Genomic DNA, 19,050 nt, shown 5'->3' with positions numbered 1-19,050 from the left:
GTCGCCTAGGCCTTCTTGGCCGCGTCGCCGACGGTCTTGACGAGCTGCTCCGGGCTGCCGTCGCCCGCCATGAGGTCGACCACGCCGACGTTCATCGCGTTGCCGACGTTCAGGCCGTAGACCGTGTCGAGCCACTGGGAGACGTACGGGGCGTCGTTGTACGCCGCGAGGATCTCCTTGAGGTACGGCTCGGTGACCGCCTCCTGCGACGTCGTGTTCACGGGCGGGGCGTTGAACGCCGCGTAGTACTCCTTCTGCACATCAGCCGTGGCGATGTAGTTGAGGAAGTCGACGCACTCCTTCGGCGCCTGCGCGGAGCAGGAGTAGCCGTCGATGCCGCCCATGATGGAGCCGGCCTCGCCCTTGCCGCCCTCGATCTCCGGGAAGGGGAACCAGGAGAGGTCGGCCAGCGGCTTCTGGTCGGGGGTCAGGCCCGCGATCACGCCGGGGTTCCAGGCGCCCATGAGCTCCATGCCCGCCTGGTGGTTGGCGATGAGGCCGGCCGAGCTGCCCGCGCCCTGCTGGGCGGCGGTGGTGAGGAAGCCCTCGTTGAAGGGATCCGTGCCGGTGAGGTCCGTGAGGTCCTCGCCCGCCTTGATCCAGCAGTCGTCGCTGAAGTCCTTGTCCTTGGCGGCCTTCTCGAGCGTGTCGGAGCTGCACTCGCGGAGCGCGAAGTTGAAGTACCAGTGCGCGGCGGGCCAGGCGTCCTTGCCGCCGAGGGCGATGGGCGCGACGCCCGAGGCCTTCAGCTTGTCGACGGCGGAGTCGAGCTCGTCCATCGTCTTCGGCGTCTCGGTGATGCCCGCGGCGGTGAAGAGGTCCTGGCTGTAGAAGATGCCGCTGGGGAGCACGGCGACGGGCATGGCGTAGGCCTTGCCGTCGATCGTGTTCGCGTCGAAGGAGCCCTTCGAGATCTCCTCCTTCGCGGTGGCGGAGATGCCGTCGGTGATGTCCATGATCTGGCCGGCGGCGACCGAGGCGGCGAGCTTGCCGCCGCCGCGCTGCAGGAAGACGTCGGGGGCGTCGCCCGAGTTGAGCGCCGTCTGGAGCTTGCCGTCGAGGTCCTCGTTCTGGACCGACGTGGGCGTGATGGTGACGCCGGGGTTCGCGGCGTTGAAGTCCGCCGTGGTCTTGTCCCAGAACGCCTTGCCCGGACCGGTGGTGGAGTTGTGCCACAGCGTCATCTCGACGGGGCCGCCGTCGTCGCTGCTGCCCGAGCCGCCGCTGCAGCCGGTGAGGGCGAGGGCCCCCACGAGCAGGGCCGCGGATCCCGTGAGGATCTTCCGTGCCTTCATGTCGTTCTACCTGTCTCTTCTTTGAGCGCACCCTGGCGGGTGTCGGGGGTGGACGTGCACGAGCCGCTCGCCTGGTGCTGTGGTGGTGCGGCTCCGCCGGGCCCGCTGTCGCGTCGTCGCGTCGTCGCTCCGTCGTGACGGGGGGCCGGTCGGGCCAGTCTCGGTCGCGGTCGGATCTTCGTCAAACGTTTTCGAAATCCTTTTCCCCGGGCGTAGGGTCCAGTCCATGTCCCGCCGCCCCACCATCCACGACGTCGCCGCCGCCGCCGGCGTCTCGGTGTCGACCGTGTCCAAGGCGGTGAACGGGCGCTACGGGATCTCGGCCGAGACCTCGCAGCGCGTGATGGAGGTCGTCGAGCGCCTCGGCTACGAGTCGAGCCTCGTCGCGAGCAGCATGCGCTCCCATCGCACGGGCGTCATCGGCGTGCTGGTGGCGGGCTTCGAGCCGTTCAGCGCCGAGATCCTCAAGGGCGTGGGCGCGGCCCTGCGGAACTCCCGCTACGACCTCCTGGCCTACAGCGGATCCCGGCAGGTCGACAACACGGGGTGGGAGCGCCGGTCGCTCAGCCGGCTGAGCGGCACCCTCATCGACGGCGCGATCATGGTGACGCCCACGGTCGTGACCGCGCAGACCGAGATCCCCGTCGTCTCCATCGACCCGCACACCGGGCCCGCCGACCTGCCGAGCGTGGAGTCCGACAGCCTCGGCGGCGCGCTCCAGGCGACGCGGCACCTCATCGAGCTCGGGCACCGGCGGATCGGGTTCCTCGCGGGCCGCCCCGACCTCCGCTCCGCGAGCCTCCGCGACGCCGGCTACCGGCGCGCGCTCCAGGAGGCGGGGATCGCGTTCGACCCGGCTCTCGTGCGCGCGGGCCTCTTCCTCACGGCGCCCGCCCGCGAGCCGGCGCGCGCCCTGCTCTCCATGCGCGACCGGCCGACCGCGATCTTCGCGGCGAACGACCTCTCCGGCATCGCGATCCTGCAGGTGGCCGCCGAGCTCGGGATCCGCGTGCCCGAGGACCTCTCCGTGATCGGCTTCGACGACATCCCGGAGGCGTCGCAGATGACGCCGGCGCTCACCACCATCCGCCAGCCCATGCAGCGCCTCGGCACCACCGCCGTGGACCTGCTCATGTCGCTCATGGCCGGCACCGAGCCCGACGCGATGCGCGTGCAGCTGCCGACGCGGCTCGTGCGCCGCGCGACGACGGGGCCGCCGCCGGCACGGACGCGCTGAGCGGCACGGCGCCGGTCTGCCAGGCTCGCGGGATGGACCACGACGACGCCGGGCGACGGGAGCGGGCGAGACCCGCATGGACACGTCGCTACACGCCGGAGCAGATACGGGACGACGATGAGTTCCGCACGCAGAACGCCATCGTGAAGTTCTACGCGGTGATCCCGCTCATGATCGTGGCGGCGTTCCTCCCGGCCGGTCCCCTGCAGGGGATCTGGATGGCGATGGTGGTCGTGGGGTACGTCACCTGGAGCATCCGGCACTTGATGCGAGCGTCGCGGAAGCGCCGGGCGAGCGACGAGGCGCATGCCGCGTCGGCGGACGGCCGGGGCGAGCCCCTCGACGATCCCGGGGAGTGACCCGCTCCTGACAGGCTGAGCCCATGGACCACGACGACTGGGACGACCGGGTCGCCGCCTTCTGGGCGAGCGCCGACGACGAGCGCGCCGAGGAGACGATCGCGGAGATGCGGGCGCTGGTCGCCGAGCGGCCCGACGGGGATCCGCGCGGCCTGTTCGAGCTGGCCTGCGTGCACGACTTCGTGGGGCGCGAGGCGGAGGCCGTGCCGCTGTACCGCGCCGCGCTCGACGGCGGGCTGGATCCCGCGCACCGGCCGGCCGCGGTGATCCAGCTCGCGAGCTCGCTGCGGAACGTCGGCGAGCCCGCGGAGGCCGTCGCCCTGCTCGATGCCCTGCCCGACGACGCCGACGCGGCCGGGCGCGACGCCTTCCTCGCGCTCGCGTTGCACGACGCCGGCCGGCCGACGGAGGCGCTGGCCGTGGCGCTCCGGCGGCTCGCGCCGACGCTGCCCGGGTACGGCCGCGCGGTCGCGGCGTACGCGGAGGAGCTGGCCGAGCGCGCCCGGGCCGACGCGGCGGATCCCGCGGAGCGCTAGGCGCCGGGCGTCGTGCGGGCGGTGTCCACCGCGGCGGGCGCGGATCCCGTCTCCGGAGCGGCACCGTCAGCCTCCGCGGCTCCGGTCTCCGCCGCGTCCGCCTCCGCCTTCTTCTCGCGGGCGATGCGGATCGCCGCGCGCCCCGAGGGCAGCGAGACGGCCACCGCGATCACGACGACCGTGATGATCCCCGCCGCCACGAGCAGCGTCTGCACGCTGAACACGTCGGCGAGGGGGCCGAACGCGACCGCGCCGATCGGGGTCGCGAGCGCCATGACGATGCCGACGTAGCTGAACACGCGGCCGTGCATCTCGGGCGCGACGGTCTCCTGCACGAGCGTCATGAACGGCGCCGAGAACAGCGGCACGAACAGGCCGATCGCGAACATGAAGCCGTAGAAGACCCAGAGGTTGGGGCTCAGGCCGAGGCCCGCGGTGAAGATCGCGAAGCCGAAGCAGCTCACGATGATCAGCGTCATGCGGTCGGACTTCGCGAACAGCGTGGACACGAGCGCGCCGCCGCCGAGCATGCCGACGCTGAACGCGATCTCGAGCACCGTCACCATCCAGACCTCGGTGCCGTAGGTGCGCGCGACGAGCAGCGGGGTGATGAACGACGGCGCCACGGTGAGCAGGAAGATGATCGCGAACACCACGAGCAGCCAGCGCACGACCGGGTCGCCGCCGATGTAGCGCATCCCCTCGACGAGGTCCTCGCGGTACGTCGACGTCCTGTCGGCGATGGTGGCGAGCGTCGGCACGGCCACCGCCGCGAGGAACGCGATGCCGATGGCGGCGGTGATCGCGTCGACGAAGAACAGGGGAACGAGGCCGTAGGCCGCGAAGATCGCGCCCGCGGCCGCCGGTGCGAGCAGGGCCATGGCCGACTGGATGGTGCCGAAGATCCCGTTCACGCGCAGCAGCTGCTCCGGCGGGACGATCTGCGGGATCATCGCCTGCACGGCGGGCGTCTGGAACCCGGCGCCGACGGAGCGCACGGCGACCGCGAGCAGGATGATCCAGAGGTCGGTGACCCCGTTCATCATCAGCAGGGCGAGCGCGAGGGTGACGACGGCGATGCTGCTGTCGGAGACGATCACGAGCACGCGGCGGTTCATGCGGTCGGCGAGCGTGCCGCCGAAGATCGAGACGATGCCCTGCGGCAGGAACGCGCAGACCGCGTAGAGCGCGACCGCGAGGCCCGAGCGGGTCTCGAAGGTGACGTACCACATGACCGCGTACTGGACGAGCATCGAGCCGAACAGCGAGACGGTCTGGCCGCTGAGGAAGAGGGTCGCGTTGCGCTTCCAGCGCGCGGCGACGACGGCCGCGTCGGCCTCGCTCATGACGGGCATCTCGGGCACGTCGGCCGGGGCTGCCGGGTCGCTCATCGGATCCTCGCCTGCTCGCGTTTCCTCGGGTGTGGGACGCCAGGTTACGGGGCGGCGCGGGCGGCGCGCCAGGGGCGGGGCCGGGACTGGTGCAGAGGTGCGACGAGGAGGCAGACGTCCATCCGATCCGTCCGACGGCTTGGCCTTCGACCATGGACTGGGACGTCACCGGACTGCGCCGAGCGGGATTCACGGGCTTCGTGCCGTTCGACCGCGCGGTCGAGGATGCTCCGGAGGCCAGCGGCGTCCACGTCATAGTGCGTTCGCCCGCGACCCCTCCTGCCTTCCTGTCCACGAGCCCCGCGGGGTGGTTCACGAAGCTCGACCCGTCGTATCCACGGGAGAGGCTCGAAGCCGAATGGGTGGAGGGCAGCGCGATCGTCCGCATCGGCAAGGCCGGGAGAGCAGCGGGGAGCCGCCGGGGCCTCCGAGCACGGATCCGGGAGTACGCGGCCTTCGGATCGGGCAGGGCCGTCGGACATCGCGGGGGGCGCGCGATCCGGCACCTCGACGACTCCGCGCAGCTGCTCGTCGCCTGGCGGGAGATCGCGCCGACACGCAGGGCCGCGGATGAGGAGAGCGAGATGCTCGCCGGCTTCATGGCACACCACAGCGGTCGCCTGCCGTTCGCGAACATGCGCGGACCATCCCGCATCCGCCCGCTGCCCGGCTAGACGCTCGCGAGGGTGTCGGGGTCGAGCATCACCCCGTGGCGGAGGAACGACGGCGATGCACGCTCCCATCCGACGGGGATGTCGTACCGACCGGCTCCGAACGTCCATGGCGGATCGACCCGGAACTCCTCGGCGTCGACCCACGACGGGACCGGCAGGCCGACCTCAAGGAGACGGTGCTCCACGAGAACGGCGATCGCCGCATCCCAGTGCCGCTCGCCCGTGGTCTCCGGCCGGACGGCGCCGAGGACCGCGCGGTCGTCGCCATGCGCCGCCGCGAGGTCGTCCGCGAGCTGGATGAAGTGGCGCACGGCGTGGTCGCCCCTCCCCCGCGCCAGACACGACGAGATGCATCCGGCCACGTCGGCAGCGGGGGATCGGCGGGCGGCAGCGCTCATCGGCACCGGAGCCTAGAGGTCCCGGCTCGCCAGCACCACGTCGGAGTCGGACGGGGTGATCTGCACCGTGCGGATGCTGTCGACCGGGATGCTGGAGGTGGCGGCGAGCTGCCGCGACTCCGTCTGGCCTGCGCCCCATGTCGCGACGACCGTGCGGCTGCCGTCGTCGCCGATCGCGACGAGGTCATAGGCGCCCTGGCCGACGCCGCCGCCCGCGTAGGCGCAGCTCCAGTCGAAGCGCGTCCCGTACGGCTTGGGGGTGACGGCGAGCTGCGCCGTGACGCCGTCGTCGAGCTCGGAGCGCATGCTCACGGCGTCGGCGGGGAGGCCCTCGGCGAGCGGCGCCGAGGCGGAGGGGGACGGATCCACGACGGGCGCGCTCACGCCGGCACGGAGCGCGGAGCCGAGGCCCGCGCCGCCCACGAGGAGCACGACGGCGGCGGCCGCGAGGATCCACCCGCCCGTGCGGCGGGACAGCGGCGGCCGGCCGGGTGCCGACGGCGTGCGGCGGCGCCGGAGCGGCACGCGGTGAGCGGCCGGGGCCGGGGCCGGGCGCCCCTGCGGCTCGGGAGCGGGCTGCGGCACGGCCGGGGCATCGGGCTCCTCCAGGAGGGCGAGCGCGTCCTCGACGGGCAGCATGCGCAGCACGCCGGGCAGCCCGGCCAGGTCGGCGAGGGAGCGGGTGCACGCGTCGCAGCCCGTGAGGTGGGCCTCGAAGAGCGCGCGGTCGGTGGCGCTCAGGCTGCCGAGCACGTACGCGGCGTCCCACTCGTGGATGTCGTCGGCGCGGTCGTTCATCGGGTGACTCCTCGTTCCTGCAGGGCGAGCCGGAGCGCCTTGAGCGCGTAGTGGAGGCGGGACTTGATGGTGCCGGGCGGGACGCCCTCGCGTTCGGCGGTCTCCGCGACGGTCCGGCCGAGGTGGTAGCAGCTGACCACCGCGCGGCGGTGCTCGGCCGAGAGCGACGCGAGCGCCTCGGCGACGAGCAGGCGGTCGATGATGGCGTCGGAGGCATCCGCGACGGGATCCTCCGGCAGCGTGTCCGTCGGCGTCTCGCGGCCGCGCCAGGCGCTCCGCCGGTCGTCGATGACGAGGTTCCGCACCACCGTGAAGAGCCAGCGGCGGGCGGACTCGTCGTCCTCGGCGAGGATCGCGGGCGAGCGCCAGGCCCGCAGCAGCGCCTCCTGCACGACGTCCTCGGCGAGCGCCGCATCGCCCGTCAGCCGCAGCGCGTAGCGCTGGAGCGCGGGTGCGTGCGCATCGTGCAGCGCCCGCATGCGGGCCGTGCTCTCCGTGGTCATCCGTGCCTCCTCCTCCCACGACGAGATGGACGGCCGGAAGGTTCACCGCGGTGCGGGAATCCTCGCAGACGGATCCTGGGCGCGCCCGCGCACCCCCCGTTCGAGGCGGGGTTTTCGATAACGGCCCCCGCCCCTTGCTTCGTGCGCACCGGTGTGCATGATTGACCTCGTCCCGCCGTTGCCCGACGGCCGGTCATCTCCCCGCGCCCGCCCCGATCGAGCCGTGCTCCCACGTTCCCGCGTGTCTGCTCCCGGTGCGGGATCGCGCCTCACCCGAAGGCCAGCACCCGATGCACCGCTCCTCGACCGAGCCCTCCCCTGCCCTCCCGACCTCCGGGGCCGACGCGTCCGTCGCCCCCACCCCGTCCCGCGCGCGCCTGCGCGTGGCCGCCGCGCTCGTCGCCGGCGCCGTCATCGCCGGGACCGTGCTCCCCGCGGATCCCGCCCTCGCGGCCGACACCAGCGCGCCGTCGACGCCCGGCAGCCTCTCCGCGGACTACGCGGGCGGCGTCGGCACCGTCGTCCGGTGGGGCAAGGTCTCCGCGTCCGACCTCGCGGGCTACCGCGTCTACCGCAGCGCGACCAAGACCGTGACGGCGAACGCCGCCTCGCGCGTCGCGACCACCACGTCGCTCACGGCGACGGACGCGGCCATCGCCGCGGGATCCACCGGCTACTACGCCGTCACCGCCTACGACAAGACCGGCAACGAGTCGAAGCCGTCGAGCGTGAAGCAGATCACCGCGAAGGACGCGGACGCGCCCGACTCCCCGTCGAGCGTGAAGGCCACCGCCTCCGCGTCGGGCGTCGCGCTCGACTGGGCCGACTCCGACGAGATCGACCTCAGGGGCTACGTCGTCGCGCGCTCCACCTCGTCGAGCGGCACGTACACGACCCTCACCGCCTCGCCGGTCGCGGCCTCCGCGTTCACCGACGCGCAGGCGCCGGGCGGCGTCACCTCCTACTACCGGATCACCGCGGTCGACCTCACGGGCAACACCTCGTCGGCGGCCACCGCCTCGGCCAAGCGCCCCGCGGGCGCGCCGACCGCTCCCGCGGCCCCCGGCTCGCTCACGGCCAAGCTCTCCTCGTCGGGCGCCGTCGCGCTGACGTGGAGCGCCTCGACGGGCGCCACGAGCTACGTGGTCGCGCGCGGCACGAGCGCGGCCGGGCCGTTCACCCGCGTGAACGGATCCGCCCTCACCGCCACGACCTACACGGACGTGCCGCCCGCCGGCGCGACCGCGTACTACCAGGTGACCGCGGTCAACGCGGTCGGATCCTCGGCCGCCGCCACCGCGTCGGTCGCCGTCCCCGTCGACAAGACGGCGCCCAGGACCCCGTCGAGCCCCAAGGCCGTCGTGGTCGCGAACGGCGGCGGCATGACGATCTCGTGGAAGGCGAACGTCGAGCCCGACCTCGCCGGCTACATCGTCTTCAAGCGCGGCTCGGACGACGTCTACCGCCAGCACCTCCCCGCCGCCGGCACCGCGGCGCTCACGACCACGACGTTCACGGACGCCGCCGCGGGCGAGGGCAGCACGAACTACTACCGGATCCGCGCGGTCGACAACGCGGGCAACATCTCCGCGTACGTCGCCGTCACCGCGAACAACCCGAACGTCGCGCCCGCCGCGCCGGCGAGCCTCACCGTGAAGCCGAGCACCACCGCCGGCCTCGACCTGGCCTGGACCGCGCCGAAGGACACCGACGTCGCGGGCTACACCGTCTCGCGCAGCACCACGAGCAGCGGCACCTTCGTGCAGCTGTCGACCATCACGACCGCGGCCGCCGGATCCGCGCCCCGCTTCACCGACACGAGCGCGCCCCAGGGCGTGCCCGTCTTCTACCGCGTGACCGCGCGCGACCTCGTGGGCAACGTCTCCAAGGTCTCCAGCACGGTCTCCGGCACCTCCACGACCGCGCCCGTCGCGATCCCCGTCGAGTACACCGTGCTCACGGTCGGCGCCGGCAAGCAGTTCCCGACCATCGCGGCGGCCGTGGCCTCCATCCCGAAGAACGCGCTCGCGAACCACCGCATCGACATCGACCCGGGCACCTACCGCGAGTCGTTCTCCCTCGACCGCTCGAACGTGATGCTGCACGGGCTCGGCACCGACCCGTCGAAGGTCGTGATCTCCGCGGCCCAGGCCTCCGGATCCGCCGACCCCGACGAGCCCGACGCGACCCTCGGCACGGCGGGCAGCGCGGTCATCCGCGTCACCGGCACCGATGTCACGCTCGACAACCTGACCGTCGAGAACGCCTTCGACGAGAAGGCCCACCCCGAGATCACGAGCGCGCAGGCCGTGGCCCTCCGCGTCGAGGGCGACCGCTTCGTCGCCCGCGCCGTGCGCCTCCTCGGCAACCAGGACACCCTGCTCGCCGACACCCCGAAGCCCACGACGCGCATCCGCCAGTACTACGTGGACAGCTACCTCGAGGGCGACGTCGACTACCTGTTCGGCGCCGCCACCGCGGTGTTCGACCGGGTGACCTTCCGCTCGCTCGACCGGGGCAAGGCCAACAACGGCTACCTCACGGCGGCCAGCACCGACGAGGGCAGCAAGTACGGCTTCCTCATCACGGGCAGCAAGGTCGTGAGCGACGCGGCCGACGGCACCGTCAACCTGGGGCGCCCGTGGCACCCGAGCGCGGACCCGAAGGCGCTCGGCTCGGTGGTCATCAAGGACACCTGGCTCCCCTCCGCCATCGACACCGCGGCTCCGTGGGACGACATGTCCTCCACGAACAGCTCGGGCACCAAGGTGCCCTTCGCCTGGCAGGACGCGCGCTTCTCCGAGTTCCAGAACGTCGGCCCGGGCGCGACCGTCAACGCCAACCGCCCGCAGATGGCCGCGAAGGACGCCGCGAACGCGACGCCCGAGCGGTACCTCGCGGGCAAGGACGGCTGGAACCCCGTCGTCGCCGCCTCCGCCGCCGTGCCGGCCGTGCCCGCGGGCCTGGTCGCCGCCGCCGACTCGAGCGTCGTGCACCTCACCTGGGGCGACGACACCTCGGCGAGCGTGACCGGCTGGACCGTCTACCGCGCCGACGACTCGGGCGCCTTCGCGGAGGTCGCCTCCACCGACGCGCCCTCCTACAGCGACACGACCGTCGTGAACGGCGCCCGGTACCGCTACGCCGTCACGGCCGACTCCCGCACGGGCGTCTCCTCCGCGCCGAGCGACGCGGTCGAGGTGACCGTGCAGGCGGCGCCGATCGTGGTCGACATCACGGTGGATCCGCGTGCCACGGCGAACGGCACCACCGTCTTCACGACGCTCGCCGCCGCCCTCGCCGCCGCCCCCGCGGGCACCGCGACGAACCCGACGGTCATCGAGCTCGCCGCCGGCCGCTACCCCGAGTACGTGACCATCGCGAAGCCGCACACGAAGCTGATCGGCGCCACCGGCACCGCGCAGGACGTCGTGATCACGGGCGACCGCGCCGCGGGCACGCCCACCGGCACGACCACGGACGGGGTCGCCGACACGTACGGCACCTCGGGCAGCGCGACCCTGGTGATCACCGGGAACGACGTCTCCCTCCGCGACCTCACGGTCGAGAACGCCTACGTCGAGGGCACCTACGCCAACGGCCAGGCCGTCGCGCTCCGCACCACGGGCGACCGGCTCGTCTACGACGGCGTGCGCCTCCTCGGCAACCAGGACACGCTCTACGCCAACAGCCCGAACGCGACCACCCCGGCGCGCTCGTACTTCCACGACAGCTGGATCGAGGGCGACGTCGACTTCGTCTTCGGCCGCGGCACCGTCGTGATCGACCGCAGCACGCTCAGCGCGCTCGACCACGGCACCAGCCCGAACGGCGCGGTCACCGCGGCGAGCACCGACCGGAGCAACCCGCACGGGTTCCTCATCACGGGCAGCCGGATCATCGGCACCGCGCCCGACGGCTCGCAGAACCTCGGCCGCCCCTGGCAGCCGGGCAAGAAGCAGGCCGACGGCACCTCCATCGCCGACCCGGACGCGAACGCCCAGGTCGTCGTGCGCGACACCTGGCTCGGCCCGGTCGTCAGCAGGACGGCATGGACCGACATGGTCAACAGCGGCGTGACGACGAAGTGGCAGTCCGCGCGCTTCGCCGAGTACGCGAACAGCGGCCCGGGCGCGAGCACGGGCGCCGACCGCGCGCAGCTGACGGACGCGCAGGCGGCCGACAGCACCTCGTACGCCTACCTCGCGGGATCCGACGGCTGGAACCCCGTCGCCCCGCTCGCCGAGGACGCCGCCCCCGCGGCCGTCACCGGCCTCACGGCCACCGCCGCCGAGAAGCAGGTCGGCCTCTCCTGGGCCACCGGCGCGGAGAGCGACGTCGTGGGGTACCGCGTGTACCGGGCGACCGGATCCGACGCCCTCGTCGCCGACGCCGCGCACCTCGTGGCCGAGGTCGCGAAGCCCGTCTACCTCGACCGCGGCCTCGTGAACGGCACCGCCCATCGCTACCTCGTGGTCGCGGTGGACCGGGCCGGCCAGGCCTCGGCGCCGTCCGACGTCGTGACCGGCACGCCCGCGGTGAAGCCGCTCGTCGCCGACATCACGGTGGCGGCCGACGGATCCGGCGACGTCACCACCGTCCAGGCCGCCCTCCAGGCGATCCCGGCCGGCACGTCCGCCGCACCGAAGGTGATCCTGGTGGAGCCGGGCACGTACCGCGAGGTGGTGTCGTCGAACAAGGCGAACATCGTGATCGCGGGCACCACCGGCGACCCGCGCGACGTCGTCATCACGTACGACAACGCCAACGGCACCGCCAAGGGCGCCACCACCTGCCCCGCCGTCGTCGCCGCCACGTGCGGCACCGCCGGCAGCGCGACCGCGACCCTGTCCGGATCCGGCATCGTGGTGCGCGACCTCACGATCGAGAACTCGTTCTCGAGCCAGGCGCACCCCGAGATCGGCTCGAACAACACGCAGGCCGTGGCGCTCCGCGCGCTGGGCGACCGCCAGACGTACCGCCACGTGCGCCTCCTCGGCGCGCAGGACACGCTGAACGCGGACGCCTCGGGCAACATCACCGCCGACGGCACGGGCTACCCGCGCCAGTACTACGTGGACAGCTACATCGCGGGCAACGTCGACTTCGTCTTCGGACGGGCCGCCGCGGTCTTCGACCGGGTCACGATCCACGCCACCACCCGCAACGGCGGCACCGTCTTCGCCCCGAGCACCGCGTCGAAGAGCCGCGGCTACCTCGTGGTCGACAGCCGGATCACGGCCGACAACGACGCGCCCACCATGGCGCTCGGGCGTCCGTGGCGCGGCTGGGGCGACGGCACGCAGGCCGACATCTCGCGCGGCCAGACCGTGATCCGGGACAGCTGGCTGGACGGCGGCATCGCCGTCGCGCAGCCGTGGACCGACTTCGCGCCCAACGTGTGGACCGACGGCCGCCTGGCCGAGTACCGGAACACCGGCCCCGCGGCGACGGTCAACGACAAGCGCCCGCAGCTGAGCGCATCCGACGCCCTCGCCCAGACGCCGGCCGCCTACCTCGGCGGCACGGACGGCTGGGACCCGACCGGTGCGCAGGCCACGGACGCGGCACCCGTCGCGCCCTCCGGCCTCGTCGCCGGAGCCGGCGCCGCCCAGGTCGCGCTCGACTGGGCCGAGAGCACCGAGTCCGACGTGCGCGCCTACCGCGTGTACCGCGACGGGCAGCTCGTCGCCACGACGGCCACCTCGTCCGCCACCATCACGGGCCTCGCCAACGGCACCGCGTACGCCTTCACGGTGCGCGCGGTGGACGCGGCGGGCCAGGAGTCGCCCGCCTCCGCGAGCGCCTCGGCGACGCCGGCCCTCAAGGTCGACGCCACCGTGCACGCGGACGGCAGCGGCGACTTCCCGACGCTGCAGAAGGCGGTCGACGCGGCTCCCGCGAACGGCGAGTGGGTCGTGAGCGTGGATCCCGGCACCTACGCGGGCACCACGACGGTCGCGCGCTCGAACGTCACGATCGTCGGATCCGGTGCCACCGCCGCCGACACCGTGCTGACGAACGGCACCGCCACGGCGACGCTGTCCGTCACCGGATCGAGCGTCACCGTGCGGAACCTCGCGATCGCCAACACGACGGCCACCGGCAACGCCCCGGCGGTGTCGATGACCGGCGACAAGGTGCTGCTCGCCGGCACCGCGATCTCCAGCGCCGCCGGCCGCGCGGTCTTCGCCGACACGTCGACCTACACGGTCGCCGCGCGGCAGATGATCACCGGCTCCACCATCGCCGGCGGCAACGACGTGCTCCTCGGTCGCGGATCCCTCGTGGTCCACGACTCGACGATCTCCGTCCGCACCAACGGCACCGTCCTCACCCCGAGCACGGCCGAGAACGCCAAGGGCTTCCTGCTCATCGGCAGCCGGGTCGACACGACCGGCGCGACGAACGTGCAGCTGGGGCGCCCCTACCGCGCCTGGGCCGACACGTTCACGCCGCGCTCCGTCGGCCAGGCCGTCGTGCGCGACACGGTGCTCGGATCCGGCGTCAAGGCGAACCAGCCCTGGGGCACCGGCCCGTCGAACGAGCCGTGGACCCTCGGCCGCTTCGCCGAGTACGGCACGACCGGCGAGGGCGCGACGCAGGACCCGAACCGCCCGCAGCTCTCCCCCGCGGAGTCGCTCGGCGCGACCGTGTCGCAGTGGCTCGGAGCGCCCACGTGGTACCCGGCGGTCGCGGATCCCGCGGCCCCGGCCGACGTGATCGCCCCCGGAGTGCCCGCCGACCTCGTGGCCACGGCCGGTGACGCCTCGGCGTCGCTCGCCTGGACCGCCTCGACGGCCGACGACATCGCCGGCTACCGGGTGTACCGCTCCACCGCGGACAAGGTCGCGATCACGGCGGCGAACCTCGTCGGCACGGTCGGCACCACGCCGGCCTTCGCCGACGCCGGGCTCGCCAACCGCACGACCTACCGGTACGCGGTCGTCGCGGTGGATGCGGCGGGCAACGCCTCCGCACCCGCCACGGCGGAGGCGCGCCCCGTCGACACGGCGCCGCCCGCGGCACCCGTCGGCGTGGTCGCGACCGGCGCCGACGGCAAGGTCCTCCTCTCCTGGACCGCGAGCGCCGACGCCGACATCGCCGGCTACGACGTGTTCCGCGACGGTGAGAAGCTCACGAGCACCCCGCTCACGGCTCCCGCCTTCACCGACACCGGCCTCGTCAACGACACCGCGTACGCCTACACGGTGACCGCGATCGACGACACCGGCCTCGTGTCGGCGGCGTCCGCGATCGCCACCGGCACCCCGCGCGCCGGCGACGCCGTGGCCCCGGCCGTGCCCGCGAAGGTCACGACCGAGCTCGGCCGCGGATCCGTCACCGTGCGCTGGTCGGCCTCGCCCGACGAGGACGTCACGCGCTACGACGTCCTCCGCTCCACGGGCGGCGGCGCATCCGGCGTCGTCGGCACCGTCGGCCCGGGCGAGACCCGCTGGACCGACACCACCGCGGCCATCGGCACGGCGTACGCCTACTCCGTCGTCGCGACCGACGGCTCGGCCAACTCCTCCGCCGCCTCCGCGGTGGCGAAGGCGACGCCGATCAAGGTCGACATCGTGGTGGCGGCCGACGGCTCGGGCGACGCCATGAGCCTCGCGCAGGTGCTCGGATCCACCGACCCCGCCACCGGCTCGCTGCCGAACAACGCCGACTACACGGCGCAGGGCTACCGGACGATCCTCGTCAAGCCCGGCACCTACGCGGGCGGCGTCGTCTCCGGCAACCGCTACGGCGTGAACGTCGTCGGCGCGACCGGCGACCCGGCGGACGTCGTGCTCACCGCCCCCGGCGGCGCCGTCGCGACGCTCACCATCTCGGCCCCGCAGTGGACCCTCCGCGACGTGACCGTGCAGAGCGTCGCGACCGCGGTCGGCGCGCAGGCGACGGCCGTGCAGGTGAAGTCCGGCGACAAGCAGGTGCTCGACCACGTGCGCCTGCTCGGCGACAAGCAGACCCTGCTCGTCTCCACCGCCAACGTCACCACGTACAGCCGGGTCTACGTGACCGGCTCGTACCTCGAGGGCGGCGCCGACCTGATCCTCGGCCGCGCCGTCACCGTGGTCGACCGCAGCACGATCCACGTGCTCGACCGTCCGGGCGCCTCGCTCACCGACTCGTCCATCGCGGCGGGCTCGGCGTTCGGGTTCCTCATCGCGGACAGCCGCATCGTGACGGACGGCGCCGCCGGATCCATCGCGCTCGGCCGCCCGTACTCCACGACCGGCAAGGCGCAGGTCGTGGTGCGCGGCACCGAGCTCGGCGAGGGCGTCAACGCGGCCCGCCCGTGGAAGGACTGGGACGCGGTCACGCTGTGGACCGCGGGCCGGTTCGCCGAGCACCGCAACACGGGCCCGGGCGCCGCGATCGTGGATCCGGCCACCCGCCCGCAGCTCTCGGACGCCGACGCGGAGGGCTTCACGGCCCGGAAGTACCTCGCCGGCACGGACGGCTGGGACCCCACCGCCCGCTGATCCGCGGAGTACCGCACGCACCACCGGGACCGCCCGCCGACGCACGTCGGCGGGCGGTCCTGCGTCTGCGGAGGCCCTCGCCGGCAGCCCGATCCGCCTCCTGAACCTGGCAGGACCCTGTGCTCGTGAACGTTCTCCGGGGCTGGCCCGTCGTCCTCCATGTCGGCGCGTCATCTCGCGGCGCACGTAGACGCACCATCCGGATCAGGAGACCCCCATGCAGAAGAAGACCAAGATCATCGTCGGCACGAGCGCAGCCGTGGTGGTCGTGCTCGGTGTGAGCGCCGCCGCGTTCGGCCCCGCCTTCTACCGCGACGTGATCGTCGGCGCCCCCGCCGCCGCCCCGTCCGTCTCGGCCGCCCCCGCCGACTCCTCGCTCGACACGAGCAACCTGTCGGGCGACTGGCAGATCGGCGCCGGCAGCACCGCCGGCTACCGCGTCGCCGAGGTGCTCAACGGCACCGACGTGACCGTCGTCGGCAAGACCGAGGACGTGTCCGGTTCGCTGGAGGTCGACGGGACCGCCCTCTCCGCGGCCACCGTGAAGGTCGACGTCAGCACCATCGCGACCGACCAGCCGCCGCGCGACGACTACTTCCGCAGCACCGCGATGGAGGTCGCGAAGTACCCCGACGCGACCTTCACGCTGACGCAGCCCGTCGACGCGGCCGTGCCCTCCGACGGCAAGGTGTCGACGGTCGAGGCGACCGGCGAGCTCACCATGCACGGCGTGACGCAGACCGTCACCGTGCCGCTGCAGGCCGCGCTCTCGGGCGACGGCGTGCAGGTCAGCGGATCCATCCCCGTCACCTTCTCCGACTACGGCGTCGAGGCCCCGAGCCTCGGCTTCGTCAGCGTCCAGGACAAGGGCACGGTCGAGTTCCTGGTCAAGGCCACGCCCGCGAAGTAGTCGCGGACCGGCCCTCGGGCCGCCCTGGACGGAGGGGAGGAGGAGCGCATTCGGGTCGCTCCTCCTCCCCTTCGGCGTGCCCGGCAGGTGCGCGCGGTCGTCCCGCCTCCATGCACCTCCGCGGATCCCGCGCTCCGTCTGTCCACGGGCGGCAGCGCCTGGGGACGCGCGGGCCGTTCCCCAGGAACGCCGCGCCTAGGGTCATCGCGGTCCGGCGCGGGTCCTCCCGCCGAGACGCCGTTCACTGTCCACCACAGAGAGATGACACGACCATGTCCGTCACCCGCTCCCCGTTCCGCACCCGCCCCGTGGCCGTCGCCGCGCTCGCCACGCTCGCCCTCCTCGGCGTCCCCACCGCCGCGCAGGCCGCCACCCCCGCTCACGCGGCCGTCGCGGACAGCGCGTCCGCCCACCACCACGCGACGTACCGCGTCAGCAAGCAGAGGATCCCCGCCACGGACGGCTCGGGCTTCGGCGCCGCCACCCTCTTCACCCCGCAGGACACCGGCAAGAAGACCCTCGGCGCGATCGTCGTCGCCCCGGGCCTGAAGGGCGACCAGTCCGACCTGGGCTGGCTCGCCAAGGACCTCGCCGGCGAGGGCTTCATCGTGCTGGACATCGACACGCTGAACGGCTACGACCTCCCGAACCAGCGCTCCTACGAGATGCTCGCCGCGGCCGAGTACCTCGCCACCGCGAGCCCCGACAAGGACATGGTGAACCCCGCCGACATCGGCGTGGTCGGCTACTCGCTCGCGGGCGGCGGCGCCCTGGACGCGGCCGTGGAGCAGCACGGCCTCAAGGCCGCCGTCGCGCTCATGCCGTACGACTTCCCGGCCGGCACGACCGATCCCTACAAGCCCACCGCCTCGCCGACGTACCCCACCGACACCACCCCGACGCTGATCATCACCGGCCAGGACGACACGACCGCCCCGGCGTCGTTCATGGGCAAGCCCGCCTACGAGTCCATCCCGGCCTCGACCCCGAAGCAGTACCTGGAGCTCCGCGGCGCGGATCACTTCGCGGCACGGAACACGACCAACGGCACCGTCCGCGACGCCGTGACGAACTTCCTGAAGGCCTACCTCGACGGCGACAGCGCGTACGACGGGTACGTCTGCCCAGCCCAGCCGGTGTCCGCCGCCATCAGCGACTCCGCCAGCTCCTGCCCGAAGTAGGACCGAACGGCCTCCGGGCCCGATGAGAGCGGCGCGCGACCCCGGGTCGCGCGCCGCTCTCGGCGTCCCGGTCAGTGCGCGCGCAGCACGGCCCACGCGATGAGGCCGTCGGTGCGCCGGATGCGCAGGACGCCGGTACCGTGGCGGCATGCAGCTGACGCCCGAGCTCGCGGCCCAGCTCGCGCGCGTGCCGCGGACCCACGGCGGACTGCTGGCGCCGTGCCGCGTGACGCTCCGGTCGGGGCACGTCCGCGACCGCGTCCTCGTGGGCGAGCGCGCCGCCGTCGCCCGTGCGGGCTTCCGCGTGACGCGCGCCTTCGAGGTCGAGGACGTCGCGCGCATCGAGGACAGCCCCGTGCGCCTGCCCGCGGAGCTGGCCGAGCGGATCCACGCGGCGGGCGAGACCGGCATGGGGCACCTGCGGATCCTCGTGCGGATGCGCGACGGATCCACCCTGCCGTTCGTCACCGGCGGCATGGCCGACTTCCCCGCCTGGCCGCCCGGCGCCGCGCCCGCCGACGCGGTCGACGTGGTCCCGCACGGCGGCCGCGAGGTGTTCCTCCACCGCCAGCCGAGCCCGCACGAGGGCGCCGCGCCGGCGCTCTGGCTGCTGCACGACGCGTAGCGGCGGCGGGTCAGCCGGGGAGCACGACCTCCAGCAGCGCGCGGGCCGCCGCGCCCGCCGCCTGGAACGGGCGCGCGAACGTGCCCATGCCGAGCGTGACGAGGCCGCCCTCGTAGAGGAGCATCAGCGCGCGGGCGGTGGCGGCGGGATCCGCGGCGCCGGCCTCGCGGCACAGGTCGCGGATCAGCTCGAGCATCCACGCCTTCTGCCGCGTGGTCTCGGGGAGCACCTCGTGGCCGTCGACGTCGTCGTCCAGCTCGCCCTCGCCGAGCTCCGCGCGGGCGTTGATCGCGCTGCAGCCCTTGGGCGTGTTCGCGTCCGACCAGCTCGCCGCGGCGTCGAACACCGCGAGCACCCGCTCGATCCCCGGCTCCGGCGTGCGCGCCAGCCGCGTCGCGAGGTGCTCCCGCCACCGCGCGTCGCGGTGCTGCAGGTACGCGACCACGAGCCGCTCCTTGGAGCCGAAGCGGTCGTAGATCGTCTTCTTGGTGACGCCCGCGGCGGCCGCGACGGCGTCGACGCCGACCACGTGGATCCCCCGCGCGTAGAAGAGCTCGGAGGCCGCGTCGAGGACGCGGCGGGCGCCGGGCGTCAGCGGGGCGAGGTCGGGGACGGGGGTGCGCATGCGAGAACTATACCGATCTGTAT

General features: G+C 73.5%; 14 protein-coding genes. 8 read left to right on the top strand and 6 right to left on the bottom strand.

What is annotated here, in order from left to right; all coding sequences use genetic code 11:
- Positions 1 to 5: 5 nt before the first annotated feature.
- Positions 6 to 1,295, bottom strand: coding sequence for an extracellular solute-binding protein (locus H9X71_RS01195; protein ID WP_191147948.1), 1,290 nt, complete (start codon positions 1,293 to 1,295; stop codon positions 6 to 8).
- A 226-nt stretch (positions 1,296 to 1,521) separates the two neighbouring features.
- Here H9X71_RS01195 and H9X71_RS01190 point away from each other — a divergent pair, with 226 nt between their 5' ends.
- Genes H9X71_RS01190 through H9X71_RS01180 form a run of 3 tightly spaced genes read left to right on the top strand, consistent with a single transcriptional unit; the run spans position 1,522 to position 3,427 of the window.
- Positions 1,522 to 2,532, top strand: a complete 1,011-nt coding sequence (locus tag H9X71_RS01190; RefSeq protein ID WP_191147947.1) for a LacI family DNA-binding transcriptional regulator — start codon at positions 1,522 to 1,524, stop codon at positions 2,530 to 2,532.
- A gap of 32 nt (positions 2,533 to 2,564) precedes the next feature.
- Entirely contained in the window at positions 2,565 to 2,891 is a 327-nt protein-coding gene (locus H9X71_RS01185; RefSeq protein ID WP_191147946.1) for a hypothetical protein, read from the top strand.
- Positions 2,892 to 2,914: 23 nt separating this feature from the next.
- Entirely contained in the window at positions 2,915 to 3,427 is a 513-nt protein-coding gene (locus tag H9X71_RS01180; protein ID WP_191147945.1) for a tetratricopeptide repeat protein, read from the top strand.
- Here the strand turns inward: H9X71_RS01180 and H9X71_RS01175 are convergent.
- Positions 3,424 to 4,818 (bottom strand): MFS transporter, encoded by a 1,395-nt coding sequence (locus H9X71_RS01175; protein WP_244961692.1) that lies wholly within the window; start codon positions 4,816 to 4,818, stop codon positions 3,424 to 3,426. The two genes, H9X71_RS01180 and H9X71_RS01175, sit on opposite strands and share 4 nt — an antisense overlap.
- A 152-nt stretch (positions 4,819 to 4,970) precedes the next feature.
- On the opposite strand from H9X71_RS01175, the gene H9X71_RS01170 reads away from it, so the two are divergent.
- Positions 4,971 to 5,492: a hypothetical protein gene (locus tag H9X71_RS01170; RefSeq protein ID WP_191147944.1), complete on the top strand. Its 522-nt coding sequence runs from the start codon at positions 4,971 to 4,973 to the stop codon at positions 5,490 to 5,492.
- Here the strand turns inward: H9X71_RS01170 and H9X71_RS01165 are convergent.
- The 3 genes from H9X71_RS01165 to H9X71_RS01155 all read right to left on the bottom strand — a co-directional run bounded on the left by H9X71_RS01165 (position 5,489) and on the right by H9X71_RS01155 (position 7,191).
- Complete coding sequence (locus H9X71_RS01165; protein WP_191147943.1) at positions 5,489 to 5,803, bottom strand: hypothetical protein; 315 nt, start codon at positions 5,801 to 5,803, stop codon at positions 5,489 to 5,491. The two genes, H9X71_RS01170 and H9X71_RS01165, sit on opposite strands and share 4 nt — an antisense overlap.
- 99 nt (positions 5,804 to 5,902) lie before the next feature.
- Positions 5,903 to 6,688, bottom strand: coding sequence for a zf-HC2 domain-containing protein (locus H9X71_RS01160; RefSeq protein WP_191147942.1), 786 nt, complete (start codon positions 6,686 to 6,688; stop codon positions 5,903 to 5,905).
- Positions 6,685 to 7,191, bottom strand: coding sequence for a sigma-70 family RNA polymerase sigma factor (locus tag H9X71_RS01155; RefSeq protein WP_191147941.1), 507 nt, complete (start codon positions 7,189 to 7,191; stop codon positions 6,685 to 6,687). Before H9X71_RS01155 ends, H9X71_RS01160 begins: the two co-directional genes overlap by 4 nt.
- Positions 7,192 to 7,481: 290 nt before the next feature.
- On the opposite strand from H9X71_RS01155, the gene H9X71_RS14810 reads away from it, so the two are divergent.
- The 4 genes from H9X71_RS14810 to H9X71_RS01120 all read left to right on the top strand — a co-directional run bounded on the left by H9X71_RS14810 (position 7,482) and on the right by H9X71_RS01120 (position 18,402).
- A complete protein-coding gene (locus tag H9X71_RS14810; RefSeq protein WP_213003955.1) occupies positions 7,482 to 15,686 on the top strand; it encodes a pectinesterase family protein in 8,205 nt (2,734 codons plus the stop codon).
- Positions 15,687 to 15,903: 217 nt separating this feature from the next.
- A complete protein-coding gene (locus H9X71_RS01130; protein ID WP_191147940.1) occupies positions 15,904 to 16,596 on the top strand; it encodes a YceI family protein in 693 nt (230 codons plus the stop codon).
- A 272-nt stretch (positions 16,597 to 16,868) separates the two neighbouring features.
- Entirely contained in the window at positions 16,869 to 17,777 is a 909-nt protein-coding gene (locus tag H9X71_RS01125; RefSeq protein WP_191147939.1) for an alpha/beta hydrolase, read from the top strand.
- Between the two features lie 148 nt (positions 17,778 to 17,925).
- The gene (locus H9X71_RS01120) at positions 17,926 to 18,402 is read left to right on the top strand and encodes a hypothetical protein (protein ID WP_191147938.1); all 477 of its coding nucleotides are present in this window, start codon (positions 17,926 to 17,928) and stop codon (positions 18,400 to 18,402) included.
- Between the two features lie 10 nt (positions 18,403 to 18,412).
- On the opposite strand, the gene H9X71_RS01115 is transcribed toward H9X71_RS01120, so the two are convergent.
- Positions 18,413 to 19,027, bottom strand: a complete 615-nt coding sequence (locus H9X71_RS01115) for a TetR/AcrR family transcriptional regulator (protein WP_191147937.1) — start codon at positions 19,025 to 19,027, stop codon at positions 18,413 to 18,415.
- Positions 19,028 to 19,050: the final 23 nt, after the last annotated feature.

This window comes from Clavibacter zhangzhiyongii (assembly GCF_014775655.1).
Lineage (GTDB): Bacteria > Actinomycetota > Actinomycetes > Actinomycetales > Microbacteriaceae > Clavibacter > Clavibacter zhangzhiyongii.
This window is presented reverse-complemented; position numbering and strand designations above follow the sequence as displayed.

What these genes read in the sequence shown, in the direction of transcription:
- H9X71_RS01195 (WP_191147948.1), bottom strand. Translation starts at nt 1,295, where the DNA reads ATGAAGGCACGGAAGATCCTCACGGGATCCGCGGCCCTGCTCGTGGGG.
- H9X71_RS01190 (WP_191147947.1), top strand. Translation starts at nt 1,522, where the DNA reads ATGTCCCGCCGCCCCACCATCCACGACGTCGCCGCCGCCGCCGGCGTC.
- H9X71_RS01185 (WP_191147946.1), top strand. Translation starts at nt 2,565, where the DNA reads ATGGACCACGACGACGCCGGGCGACGGGAGCGGGCGAGACCCGCATGG.
- H9X71_RS01180 (WP_191147945.1), top strand. Translation starts at nt 2,915, where the DNA reads ATGGACCACGACGACTGGGACGACCGGGTCGCCGCCTTCTGGGCGAGC.
- H9X71_RS01175 (WP_244961692.1), bottom strand. Translation starts at nt 4,818, where the DNA reads ATGAGCGACCCGGCAGCCCCGGCCGACGTGCCCGAGATGCCCGTCATG.
- H9X71_RS01170 (WP_191147944.1), top strand. Translation starts at nt 4,971, where the DNA reads ATGGACTGGGACGTCACCGGACTGCGCCGAGCGGGATTCACGGGCTTC.
- H9X71_RS01160 (WP_191147942.1), bottom strand. Translation starts at nt 6,688, where the DNA reads ATGAACGACCGCGCCGACGACATCCACGAGTGGGACGCCGCGTACGTG.
- H9X71_RS01155 (WP_191147941.1), bottom strand. Translation starts at nt 7,191, where the DNA reads ATGACCACGGAGAGCACGGCCCGCATGCGGGCGCTGCACGATGCGCAC.
- H9X71_RS14810 (WP_213003955.1), top strand. Translation starts at nt 7,482, where the DNA reads ATGCACCGCTCCTCGACCGAGCCCTCCCCTGCCCTCCCGACCTCCGGG.
- H9X71_RS01130 (WP_191147940.1), top strand. Translation starts at nt 15,904, where the DNA reads ATGCAGAAGAAGACCAAGATCATCGTCGGCACGAGCGCAGCCGTGGTG.
- H9X71_RS01125 (WP_191147939.1), top strand. Translation starts at nt 16,869, where the DNA reads ATGTCCGTCACCCGCTCCCCGTTCCGCACCCGCCCCGTGGCCGTCGCC.
- H9X71_RS01120 (WP_191147938.1), top strand. Translation starts at nt 17,926, where the DNA reads ATGCAGCTGACGCCCGAGCTCGCGGCCCAGCTCGCGCGCGTGCCGCGG.
- H9X71_RS01115 (WP_191147937.1), bottom strand. Translation starts at nt 19,027, where the DNA reads ATGCGCACCCCCGTCCCCGACCTCGCCCCGCTGACGCCCGGCGCCCGC.